Genomic DNA, 11,621 nt, shown 5'->3' with positions numbered 1-11,621 from the left:
ATGTCCGAGCAGTTTCTCTATTTTATTCAGCAGATGTTTAACGGTGTGACCCTGGGCAGCACCTACGCGCTGATCGCCATCGGTTACACCATGGTTTACGGCATTATCGGCATGATCAACTTCGCCCACGGCGAGGTCTACATGATCGGTAGCTATGTCTCCTTTATCGTGATTGCCGCTCTGATGATGATGGGCATCGACACCACCTGGCTGATGATTGCGGCCGGCTTTGTGATGGCGGTAATTATCTCCAGCGCCTACGGCTGGAGCATCGAGCGCGTCGCCTACCGGCCTGTGCGCTCGTCCAAGCGCCTGATTGCGCTGATCTCCGCCATCGGGATGTCGATATTCCTGCAAAACTACGTCAGCCTGACGCAGGGTTCACGTGACCTGGCGCTGCCGAGTCTGATTACCGGACAGTGGACGGTAGGCGAGAGCAACGGCTTTGCCGCTACCATCTCCACCATGCAGATAGTGATCTGGGTGGTGACGTTCCTGGCGATGCTGGCGCTGACCACCTTTATCCGCTATTCACGCATGGGCCGCGCCTGCCGCGCCTGCGCAGAAGACCTGAAAATGGCCAGCCTGCTGGGGATAAACACGGACCGCGTGATCTCGCTGACCTTTGTTATCGGTGCCGCGATGGCCGCGGTGGCGGGCGTATTGCTGGGACAGTTCTACGGTTCAATCAACCCCTTCATCGGCTTTATGGCAGGCATGAAGGCGTTCACCGCCGCCGTGCTGGGCGGGATTGGCAGTATTCCGGGCGCGATGATTGGCGGCCTGGTGCTGGGCATCGCCGAGGCGCTGACCTCGGCCTATCTCAGTACGGAATATAAAGATGTGGTCTCGTTTGCCCTGCTGATTGTGGTGCTGCTGGTGATGCCGACCGGGATTCTGGGCCGCCCGGAGGTCGAAAAAGTATGAAGACTTCCTTTATCAATGCCCTGATCTCCTCGGTGATGCTGCTGGTGCTCGCCACCTTCTTTATGGGGCTGCGCCTGAATCTGGACGGCACTAATCTGGTGGTGCAGAACGCCGGGAGCGTGCGCTGGAACTGGATCGCCACAGGCTGTGCGGTGGTGTTTCTGTTTCAACTGCTGCGTCCGGTATGGCAAAGCGGCCTGAAGAAAATCTCGGGTCCGGCACTGGTGTTACCGGGTCTGGATGGCTCGACGCCGAAGCAGAAGCTGGTGATGGCGGTGCTGATTATCGCCGCCGTTGCCTGGCCATTCCTGGTGTCACGCGGCACCGTCGATATCGCCACCATGACGCTGATCTACGTGATGCTCGGTCTGGGCTTAAACGTGGTGGTCGGCCTCTCTGGCCTGCTGGTGCTGGGTTATGGCGGCTTTTACGCCATCGGTGCCTACACCTTTGCGCTGCTGAACCACTATTACGGTCTCGGCTTCTGGCAGTGCCTGCCGCTCTCCGGCATAGTTGCCGCGCTGTTTGGTCTGCTGCTGGGCTTCCCGGTGCTGCGACTGCGCGGCGACTATCTGGCGATAGTGACGCTGGGCTTCGGTGAGATCGTGCGTATTCTGCTGCTGAACAATACCGCCCTGACCGGCGGGCCGAACGGCATCAGCCAGATCCCGAAACCGACGCTGTTTGGTCTGGAGTTTGGTCGTACGCCGCGGGAAGGTGGCTGGGATACCTTCCATAACTTCTTTGGGCTGAAGTACGATCCCAGCGACCGCATTATCTTCCTCTACCTGGTGGCGCTGCTGCTGGTGGTGCTGACGCTGTTTGTGATCAACCGGCTGCTGCGGATGCCGCTGGGCCGAGCCTGGGAAGCCCTGCGTGAGGATGAGATTGCCTGTCGTTCACTGGGCCTCAGCCCGACCCGCATCAAGCTGACCGCCTTTACCATCAGTGCCGCGTTTGCCGGTTTTGCCGGCAGCCTGTTCGCGGCGCGTCAGGGCTTTGTCAGCCCGGAATCCTTTACCTTTGTCGAATCCGCCTTTGTGCTGGCGATTGTGGTTCTGGGCGGGATGGGGTCGCAGTTTGCGGTGATTCTGGCCGCCATTCTGCTGGTGGTGTCACGCGAGCTGATGCGCGATCTCAATGAGTACAGCATGCTGGTGCTGGGTGGCCTGATGGTGCTGATGATGATCTGGCGTCCGCAGGGCCTGTTGCCGATGAAGCGTCCGCATCTGAAGCTCAGAACCGGTAAACAAGGAGAGCAGGCATGATTCAGCCTTTATTAGCCGTTGAAGGCCTGATGATGCGCTTCGGCGGTCTTTTAGCCGTGAACAATGTGGCGCTGGAGCTGCGTCCGCAGGAGATCGTTTCGCTGATTGGCCCCAATGGTGCCGGTAAAACCACCGTGTTCAACTGCCTGACCGGCTTTTACAAGCCAACCGGCGGGACGATCACATTGCGTGAGCAGCATCTTGAAGGGTTGCCGGGCCAGAAGATTGCGCGGATGGGCATCGTGCGGACGTTCCAGCACGTGCGTCTGTTCCGTGAGATGACGGTCATTGAGAACCTGCTGGTGGCGCAGCATCAGCATCTAAAAAGCGGCCTGTTTTCCGGTCTGCTGAAAACCCCGGCGTTTCGCCGCAGTGAGAACGAGGCGCTGGATCGTGCGGCGACCTGGCTGGAGCGGGTGGGGCTGCTGGATCTGGCTAACCGTCAGGCGGGCAATCTGGCCTATGGTCAGCAGCGTCGACTGGAGATTGCGCGCTGTATGGTGACGCGCCCGGAAATCCTGATGCTGGATGAACCGGCGGCGGGCCTTAACCCCAAAGAGACCCATGAGCTGGATGCGCTGATTGCGGAACTGCGTGGCGAACACAAGGTGTCGGTGCTGCTGATTGAACATGATATGAAGCTGGTGATGGGCATTTCTGACCGTATTTATGTGGTCAATCAGGGAACGCCGCTGGCTAACGGAACGCCGGAAGAGATTCGTAATAACCCGGATGTCATTCGTGCCTATTTAGGAGAGGCCTGAGATGGCAAATGCGATGTTAACCATTGAGAACGTCAGCGCCCACTACGGCAAAATTCAGGCGCTGCACAACGTCAGCCTCTATATCAATCAGGGCGAAATCGTCACCCTGATTGGCGCTAACGGTGCAGGAAAAACCACGCTGCTGGGTACGCTGTGCGGCGAACCGCGCGCGACGCAGGGCACCATTACCTTTGATGGCAAAACCATTACTGACTGGCAAACCTCGCGCATTATGCGTGAAGCGATCGCCATCGTGCCGGAAGGCAGACGGGTCTTTTCGCGCATGACGGTAGAAGAGAACCTGGCGATGGGGGGCTTTTTTGCCAGCCGTCCGGACTATCTGACGCGGATCAAGCGCGTTTATGAACTCTTCCCGCGGCTGGAGGAGCGTAAAATCCAGCGCGCCGGGACGATGTCGGGCGGCGAACAGCAGATGCTGGCGATTGGCCGTGCGCTGATGAGCCAGCCGCGCCTGCTGTTGCTGGACGAACCGTCGCTGGGACTGGCACCGATCATTATTCAGCAGATCTTCGACACCATTGAGCAGCTGCGCAGCGAGGGGATGACGATTTTCCTGGTGGAGCAGAATGCTAATCAGGCGCTGAAGCTGGCGGATCGGGGCTATGTGCTGGAGAACGGGCATGTGGTGCTCGAAGACACAGGTGCAGCACTTCTTTCCAACGAAGCCGTCCGCAGCGCTTACTTAGGTGCCTGATGGGGCACGGCCTGGCTTACTTGCCATTTCGACACCGGGCAGTGCTCGTAATCCTCACGTATATATATACGCTCCGGTTACTGCGCGCTGGCCGGTGCCGAACTGCCTGCGCCGCCGACGGCCTTGAGCATCGGTGTGGGTGTTGCCGCCAACGGGCTTTGAGTTTGCCCTTAAAAAGCAGGGACAAGTGCTGTCATTGCCAATATCCGTTACAATTTATGTAAATAAACTCGACTTTGTAATGGTGTATAGCCGCTCAGATTGCTGAAACCCAAATCAGGGTGAATTTGGCTGCAACGAAAAAACTCAACGCACAGGGAACACGGGCAGAGGAGGAAAGCGTCCCGCGCCATGGACGGCGCGGGCCGAGCATGTCATGGATGACGGATTTTGCGTCTTTCCGATCTGACCGTGTTCTCTGTGCAGGGCTCAGTCTTACAGCAACCAGGCCAGACTTTGTCAACAAGCTCAGCTGCAGTTAGTCGCTCTGTCTTTTCCACTATTCAGTCTGTCACCCGGCTGTCATCTTTCTGTTATTAATCCTTCATTTCCCCGTGTCATGTTACTTCGCGAAACAGAAATCCGTGATTTCACGCGTATTTACCTGCACAGGAAAATTCTATGTCCGTCGTTACCTTTCGTCGTAGCCTGATGAGCGTGCTGCTCGGTCTGACGCTCAGCAGCCATGCCATGGCCGCCACTGAGATCCCTTTCTGGCACTCTATGGAAGGCGAGCTAGGCAAAGAAGTGGATTCGCTGGCACAGCGTTTTAACCAGACGCATCCCGATTACAAAATTGTTCCGACCTACAAAGGTAACTACGAGCAGAGCCTGGCGGCAGGGATTGCGGCAGTGCGCAGTGGCAAAGCCCCTGCGGTGCTGCAGGTTTATGAAGTCGGTACGGCGACCATGATGGCCTCGCAGGCGATTGTGCCGGTGCATCAGGTCTTCAAAGACGCCGGTATCCCCTTTGATGAAAAGCAGTTCGTGCCAACGGTGGCGGGCTACTACAGCGACAGCAAAGGTCAGCTGATCTCTCAGCCGTTCAATAGCTCGACGCCAGTGCTCTACTACAACAAAGATGCCTTTAAAAAAGCGGGTCTGAACCCGGACCAGCCGCCGAAAACCTGGCAGGAGCTGGCGATGGATGCCGCTGCCCTGCGCAAATCGGGCATGAGCTGTGGCTACGCCAGCGGCTGGCAGGGCTGGATCCAGATTGAAAACTTTAGCGCCTGGCACGCTCTGCCGGTAGCGACCAAAAACAACGGGTTTGACGGACTCGACGCCGTGCTGGAGTTCAACAAGCCGGTACTGGTTCGTCATATCGGGCTGCTGGAAGCGATGAACAAGAAAGGGGACTTCACCTACTTTGGCCGCAAAGATGAGTCCACCGCCAAGTTCTACAACGGCGACTGTGGCATCACCACCGCATCATCCGGTTCGCTGGCTGATATCCGTCATTACGCCAAATTCAACTTCGGCGTTGGCATGATGCCGTATGACGAGACCGTGCCGAATGCGCCGCAGAACGCCCTGATCGGCGGTGCCAGCCTGTGGGTGATGAAAGGCAAAGATGCCGCAACCTACAAAGGTGTGGCTGAGTTTATGCAGTTCCTCGCTAAACCGGAAATCGCCGCGGAATGGCACCAGAAAACCGGCTATCTGCCGATTACCACCGCCGCCTACGAGCTGACTAAACAGCAGGGCTTCTACGATAAGAATCCGGGCGCGGATATCGCTACCCGTCAGATGATGAACAAGCCGCCACTGCCGTTTACCAAAGGCATGCGTCTGGGCAACATGCCGCAGATTCGTACCGTGATCGACGAAGAGCTGGAAAGCGTCTGGACCGGCAAGCAGTCGCCGCAGAACGCGATGGATAACGCAGTGAAACGCGGTAACGAGTTGCTGCGCCGCTTCCAGCAGCAGGTGAAGTAATCTCTCCTTGCGGGCCAGCTCAGGCTGGCCCCTCTCTCTGACGCCAGGTACGCCATGTCTTCATCTCGTCCGGTCTTTCGCACCAGTCTGTTGCCCTATCTTCTGGTGCTGCCGCAACTGCTGATTACCGCCATCTTCTTTCTCTGGCCTGCCGGTGAAGCGCTGTGGTACTCGCTGCAAAGCCTCGATCCCTTTGGCATCTCCAGCAGCTTTGTCGGGCTGGAAAATTTCAGACGCCTGTTTGCCGATCCTTACTATCTGGATTCGTTCTGGACCACCATAAAATTCAGCGGCATGGTCACGGTATTCGGCATGGTCTTTTCGCTGCTGCTGGCGGCGCTGGTGGATTATGTGGTGCGGCTGCGCCGTCTCTATCAGACGCTGTTGCTGCTGCCCTACGCCGTTGCGCCTGTCGTGGCCGCGGTACTGTGGATGTTCCTGTTTAATCCGGGCCTGGGCCTGTTCAGCTATCTGCTGAACCACATCGGCTACAACTGGAACTATGCGCAAAACAGCGGTCAGGCGATGTTCCTGATTGTGCTGGCATCGATCTGGCAGCAGATGAGCTACAACTTCCTGTTCTTCTTCGCTGCGCTGCAATCGATCCCCAAATCGCTGGTGGAAGCCGCCGCCATTGACGGTGCCGGACCGGTGCGTCGCTTCTTCAACCTCTCGCTGCCGCTGATTACGCCGGTCAGCTTCTTCCTGCTGGTGGTGAATCTGATCTACGCCTTCTTCGATACCTTCCCGGTGATCGATGCCGCCACCGGCGGCGGGCCGGTACAGGCGACCACCACGCTGATCTACAAAATCTATCGCGAAGGCTTTACCGGTCTGGATCTCTCCTCGTCCGCTGCGCAGTCGGTGGTGCTGATGCTGCTGGTCATCGGGCTGACGGTGCTCCAGTTCCGCTTTGTTGAACGTAAGGTGCAATACCAATGATTGAGAATCGACGCGGGCTGGATCTCTTCAGCCACATCGTGCTGGTGCTGGGCGTGCTCACCATCCTGTTTCCGCTCTATGTTGCCTTTGTGGCGGCGACGCTGGATAACGAAGCGGTCTATCAGGTGCCGATGACGCTGGTGCCCGGCACGCACCTGTGGGAGAACATCTCGCGCATCTGGACGCATGGCGTCAACGGCAACGGGCCGGCGTTTGGCCTGATGCTGCTCAACAGCATGATCATGGCGCTGGGCATCACCTTCGGCAAAATCACGGTGTCGATGCTGTCGGCGTTTGCGCTGGTCTGGTTTCGCTTTCCGCTGCGCACGCTCTTTTTCTGGCTGATCTTCATTACCCTGATGCTGCCGGTAGAGGTGCGTATCTTCCCGACAGTACAGGTGATTGCCGATCTCAACCTGCTCGACAGCTACAGCGGATTAACCTTGCCGCTGATGGCCTCGGCGACCGCCACCTTCCTGTTCCGCCAGTTCTTTATGTCGCTGCCGGATGAGCTGGTGGAGGCGGCACGCATCGACGGTGCCAGCGCGATGCGCTTCTTTATCGACATTGTTCTGCCGCTGTCGAAAACCAATCTGGCGGCGCTGTTTGTGATCACCTTTATCTACGGCTGGAACCAGTACCTCTGGCCGCTGCTGATCATCAATGACGCCAGCCTCGGCACGGCGGTGGCGGGGATTAAAAGCATGATCTCCTCCAGCGGATCGCCGACCCAGTGGAATGAAGTGATGGCGGCAATGTTATTAACCCTGATCCCACCATTGGTGGTGGTGTTAGTCATGCAGCGTGCCTTTGTGCGCGGTCTGGTTGAGAGTGAGAAATAAGATGGCAGGCGTAACCCTTCAGGCAGTAACCAAATCCTACGATGGCAAAAATCAGATCATCCAGCCGCTGAATGTCACCATCAATGACGGCGAATTTATGGTGATGGTCGGACCATCCGGCTGCGGTAAATCGACCCTGCTGCGCATGGTGGCCGGACTGGAGCGCGTCAGCTCCGGCGATATCTATATCGACGACCGGCGCGTTACTCAGGAAGAGCCAAAAGATCGCGGGATTGCAATGGTGTTCCAGAACTACGCGCTCTATCCCCATATGTCAGTGGAAGAGAACATGGCCTATGGCCTGAAAATCCGTGGCATGGGCAAAGAGCAGGTCCGCCAGCGGGTGCTCGACGCGGCGCGCAGTCTGGAGCTGGATCATCTGCTGATGCGTCGGCCTCGCGAACTCTCCGGCGGACAGCGCCAGCGCGTGGCGATGGGCCGCGCGATCGTGCGTGAACCGGCAGTTTTTCTGTTTGATGAGCCGCTCTCCAACCTTGATGCCCGTCTGCGGGTGCAGATGCGGCTGGAACTGCAGCAGCTGCATCGCCGCTTACAGACCACCAGCCTCTATGTCACCCACGATCAGGTGGAGGCGATGACGCTGGCGCAGCGGGTGATGGTGATGAACAAAGGGGTGGTCGAGCAGCTTGGCACGCCGGTCGAGGTGTATGAGCGTCCCGCCAGCCAGTTCGTTGCCTCGTTTATTGGCGCGCCCGCCATGAATCTGCTGAAAGGGCAGTTCAGCAGCGATGGATCACGCTTTGACCTCGACGCCTCGCACGCTCTGCCGCTCAGCGACAGTAAAGCGAAATGGGCTAACCGGCCGGTGGTGCTGGGTATCCGGCCAGAGCACATCCGGCTCAGTAGCCGCGAGCAGGGCGGCGTGCCGCTGCGGGTCGATACGCTGGAGATGCTGGGGGCTGATAATCTGGCACATGGCCGCATCGGTGACACGCCACTGGTGGTACGCTTAGCCCACAGTGAACGCCCGCAGCCAGGCAGTACGCTGTGGCTGCATCTGCCGTCAGATGCGTTACACTTCTTCGATTCAACCCATGGAAAGCGTCTGGAATGAGCACACAACACTGGCCCTATCCCCACATCGTCGCCCATCGCGGCGGCGGTAAACTGGCACCGGAAAATACGCTGGCGGCGATCGACACTGGCGCGAAATATGGTCATCAGATGATTGAATTTGATGCCAAATTATCGGCCGATGCGCAGATCTTCCTGCTGCATGACGACACGCTCGATCGCACCAGCAACGGCTGGGGCGTGGCGGGTCAGCTGCCGTGGGAGAAGCTGTCGCAGCTTGATGCGGGCAGCTGGTTTGGCAACGCGTTTACCGGTGAAAAGCTGGCGCGGCTCGATCAGGTGGCGGCACGCTGCCGTCAGCATCAGATGATGGCGAACATCGAAATCAAACCGACCACCGGCAGCGATGCTGAAACCGGACGCGCCGTGGCACAGGCTGCCGCGATACTGTGGCAGGATCAGGTCGCACCGTTGCTCTCTTCGTTCTCTTTTGAGGCGCTGGAAGCCGCGATGAAGGCAGAGCCGCAGTTGCCGCGTGGCCTGCTGTCGCACAGCTGGGACCCGCAGTGGCAGGAGAAAACAGCTGCGCTGGCGTGCGTCTCAATTCACCTTAATCATAAGGTGCTGACCGCTGAGCGGGTCACCGAACTGAAAGCCGCAGGCCTGAAGATTCTGGTTTATACCGTGAACAGCCCGGATCGGGCGCGGGAATTGCTGAAATGGGGCGTCGATGCCATCTGTACTGATGCCATCGACATCATCGGCCCCGATTTTCATTAGTTCTGGTTTAGATTCTGATTCTGGTTCTGCTGGCCCGGCTGCGTGGTAATCACCCGCTGCTGGGCGCTGTTCCGCTGCTCCTGCATTTTACGCTGCGTGTCCTGCGTCTGACGCTGCTGATCCTGGCGCAGCTTCAGCTGCTGCTGCTGCTGCTGGGTCTGCATCTGCGACTGCATCCGCTGCTGGCTGGGGTTATAGCCAGGTTTATTCGGATCGTTAGTGCTGTTCAGCGTGTTCGCCTGACTGGCGAAAGGCAGCAGAGCGGCCAGAATAATCATCCACTTTTTCATCACTCCTCCTTCCTTAAAGCGACAGGGTTTTGGGTGCACAACGGCGTACACCGATATAAGGGTCGTAGCCATAAGTTTACCCGATATCACAGACCTTACTTTCCGATCTATTCCTGATTTGACTTAACCCCGGTTATTTTGCTGTATTTGTAGGCACTTGCAGAAATGATAAAAAAATGTAAATAACAATATGGGATGGTGGCAGGATGAAAATGCAGCAAACAGTGCGTCAGCTTAGCTGGTCGCTGGTGATGAGTTTCACCGTCGTGGCAGGCGCTAACGCCGCGCCAACGCAGGCTCCTCCGGTCTCCTACGGTGTGGACAGTGACACTTTTCACCCGGTAAAAGCGCAGCACGGCATGGTAGCGTCAGTGGATGCGATGGCGACGCAGGTTGGCGTCGAGATCCTGCGTCAGGGCGGTAATGCGGTGGATGCCGCGGTGGCGGTAGGCTTTGCGCTGGCCGTGACCCATCCGCAGGCGGGCAATCTCGGCGGCGGTGGTTTTATGCTGCTGCGCACTGCCTCTGGCCGCGCCACGGCTATCGATTTCCGTGAAATGGCACCGGGACACGCGTCGCGTGACATGTTCCTGGATAAGCAGGGCAACGCCGACAGCAAGCTGTCGCTGACATCACATCTCGCCTCAGGCACGCCGGGCACCGTAGCCGGACTGGCGCTGGCTGCGCAGAAATATGGCACTCTGCCGCTGAGCACGCTGCTGGCACCGGCGATCAAACTGGCGCGTGACGGTATTCCGGTCAACGACGCGCTGGCGGACGATCTGAAAACCTACGGCAAAGAAGTGCTGATCACCCATCCCAACAGCAAAGCGATCTTCTACAAACCGGACGGTACGCCGTGGCAGAAGGGCGATAGGCTGGTGCAGAAAAACCTGGCTCACAGCCTGCAACTGATTGCCCGTCAGGGGCCGGATGCCTTTTACAAAGGTGAAATCGCGGATGAGATCGCCGGAGAGATGGCGCAGCATGGCGGGCTGATCAACAAAGCTGACCTGGCGGCCTATCGTGCGGTCGAGCGTAAGCCAATTAGTGGGACATACCGTGGCTATGAAGTCTTCTCAATGCCGCCGCCGTCATCCGGTGGCATCCACATCGTGCAGATTCTGAATATCCTGGAGAACTTCGATCTGGCGAAGATGGGCTTTGGCAGTGCTGATGCCATGCAGGTGATGGCGGAAGCGGAGAAATATGCCTACGCGGACCGCTCGGAATATCTCGGCGATCCCGATTTCGTGAAAGTGCCGTGGCAGGCGCTGACCAGTAAAGCCTATGCCAAAACCCTGGCGCAGCAGATCGATGTGGCGAAGGCGCGGCCCTCCAGCGAGATCAAACCGGGCAAGCTCGAACCTTATGAAAGCAATCAGACTACCCATTTCTCGGTGGTGGATAAGCAGGGGAATGCGGTCGCGGTGACTTATACGCTTAACACCTATTTCGGCAGCGGAATTGTGGCGGGCAACAGCGGCATCCTGATGAATAACGAGATGGATGACTTCTCAGCCAAGCCAGGCACGCCCAATGTCTACGGACTGGTCGGCGGGGAAGCGAATGCGGTGCAACCGGCGAAACGTCCGTTGTCATCGATGTCGCCGACCATCGTCGCCAAAGAGGGCAAAACATGGCTGGTGACCGGCAGTCCTGGCGGCAGCCGCATTATCACCACGGTGTTGCAGATGGTGGTTAACAGCATCGATTTCGGGATGAACGTGGCGGAAGCCACTAATGCGCCGCGCTTCCATCATCAGTGGCTGCCGGATCAGCTGCGGGTGGAGAAGGGCTTCAGTCCCGATACGCTGCGTCTGCTGGAAACCAAAGGTCAGCATGTGAAGGTACTGCCGTCGATGGGCAGTACACAGAGCATCATGATCGGGCCGGATGGCATGCTCTATGGCGCTTCCGATCCGCGCAGCATCGATGATTTGAGTGCGGGTTATTGAGATTTTACTGTGTTGTTTGCGCAGGCACGGTTTAACAGTGAACCGTGTCAGACAGAGTCAGCAATCAGAAAGGGCCCCGGAAGGGTAATGCCAGTCAGTTAAGCGACAGGTGATAACGCAGTCTGGTGCCGGGCAGGGGCTGGCGGTCCTCGCGCCGCTGCG

Annotated in this window: 11 protein-coding genes; 10 read left to right on the top strand and 1 reads right to left on the bottom strand. The window is 58.0% G+C overall.

The genetic code is table 11. The features are described 5' to 3' along the window. From livH to ugpQ, 9 genes are all read left to right on the top strand, one after another. A complete protein-coding gene (gene livH / locus NR195_RS19100) occupies positions 1–927 on the top strand; it encodes a high-affinity branched-chain amino acid ABC transporter permease LivH (protein ID WP_009087789.1) in 927 nt (308 codons plus the stop codon). Further along, positions 924–2,195: a high-affinity branched-chain amino acid ABC transporter permease LivM gene (locus NR195_RS19095; RefSeq protein WP_010253305.1), complete on the top strand. Its 1,272-nt coding sequence runs from the start codon at positions 924–926 to the stop codon at positions 2,193–2,195. Before livH ends, NR195_RS19095 begins: the two co-directional genes overlap by 4 nt. After that, on the top strand, positions 2,192–2,959 hold the full coding sequence (gene livG / locus NR195_RS19090) for a high-affinity branched-chain amino acid ABC transporter ATP-binding protein LivG (RefSeq protein WP_256844820.1): 768 nt from the start codon (positions 2,192–2,194) through the stop codon (positions 2,957–2,959). Before NR195_RS19095 ends, livG begins: the two co-directional genes overlap by 4 nt. A 1-nt stretch (position 2,960) precedes the next feature. Next, entirely contained in the window at positions 2,961–3,674 is a 714-nt protein-coding gene (gene livF / locus NR195_RS19085) for a high-affinity branched-chain amino acid ABC transporter ATP-binding protein LivF (RefSeq protein ID WP_022624013.1), read from the top strand. A gap of 621 nt (positions 3,675–4,295) precedes the next feature. After that, positions 4,296–5,612 carry a sn-glycerol-3-phosphate ABC transporter substrate-binding protein UgpB gene (gene ugpB, locus NR195_RS19080; protein ID WP_256844819.1) on the top strand — a complete coding sequence of 439 codons (1,317 nt, stop codon included), beginning with the start codon at positions 4,296–4,298 and terminating at the stop codon, positions 5,610–5,612. Between the two features lie 54 nt (positions 5,613–5,666). Continuing rightward, positions 5,667–6,554, top strand: coding sequence for a sn-glycerol-3-phosphate ABC transporter permease UgpA (gene ugpA / locus NR195_RS19075; RefSeq protein ID WP_010253295.1), 888 nt, complete (start codon positions 5,667–5,669; stop codon positions 6,552–6,554). After that, entirely contained in the window at positions 6,551–7,396 is an 846-nt protein-coding gene (gene ugpE, locus NR195_RS19070; RefSeq protein WP_010671530.1) for a sn-glycerol-3-phosphate ABC transporter permease UgpE, read from the top strand. The genes ugpA and ugpE overlap by 4 nt, the downstream gene beginning before the upstream one ends. Before the next feature lies 1 nt (position 7,397). Further along, on the top strand, positions 7,398–8,471 hold the full coding sequence (locus tag NR195_RS19065; RefSeq protein ID WP_010253289.1) for a sn-glycerol-3-phosphate import ATP-binding protein UgpC: 1,074 nt from the start codon (positions 7,398–7,400) through the stop codon (positions 8,469–8,471). Next, positions 8,468–9,211 (top strand): glycerophosphodiester phosphodiesterase, encoded by a 744-nt coding sequence (gene ugpQ / locus NR195_RS19060; protein ID WP_010671531.1) that lies wholly within the window; start codon positions 8,468–8,470, stop codon positions 9,209–9,211. Before NR195_RS19065 ends, ugpQ begins: the two co-directional genes overlap by 4 nt. Here the strand turns inward: ugpQ and NR195_RS19055 are convergent. After that, a complete protein-coding gene (locus tag NR195_RS19055) occupies positions 9,208–9,501 on the bottom strand; it encodes a DUF2756 domain-containing protein (RefSeq protein WP_010253283.1) in 294 nt (97 codons plus the stop codon). The two genes, ugpQ and NR195_RS19055, sit on opposite strands and share 4 nt — an antisense overlap. A 206-nt stretch (positions 9,502–9,707) precedes the next feature. Here NR195_RS19055 and ggt point away from each other — a divergent pair, with 206 nt between their 5' ends. Beyond that, positions 9,708–11,459, top strand: a complete 1,752-nt coding sequence (gene ggt, locus NR195_RS19050) for a gamma-glutamyltransferase (protein ID WP_061704360.1) — start codon at positions 9,708–9,710, stop codon at positions 11,457–11,459. Positions 11,460–11,621 lie beyond the last annotated feature (162 nt).

Origin of the sequence: Pantoea sp. Ft-CA_14, from assembly GCF_024520875.1 — a bacterium.
Lineage (GTDB): Bacteria > Pseudomonadota > Gammaproteobacteria > Enterobacterales > Enterobacteriaceae > Pantoea > Pantoea agglomerans.
The sequence above is the reverse complement of the archived record's forward strand: the minus strand, read 5'-3'. Positions and strand labels throughout refer to the sequence as shown.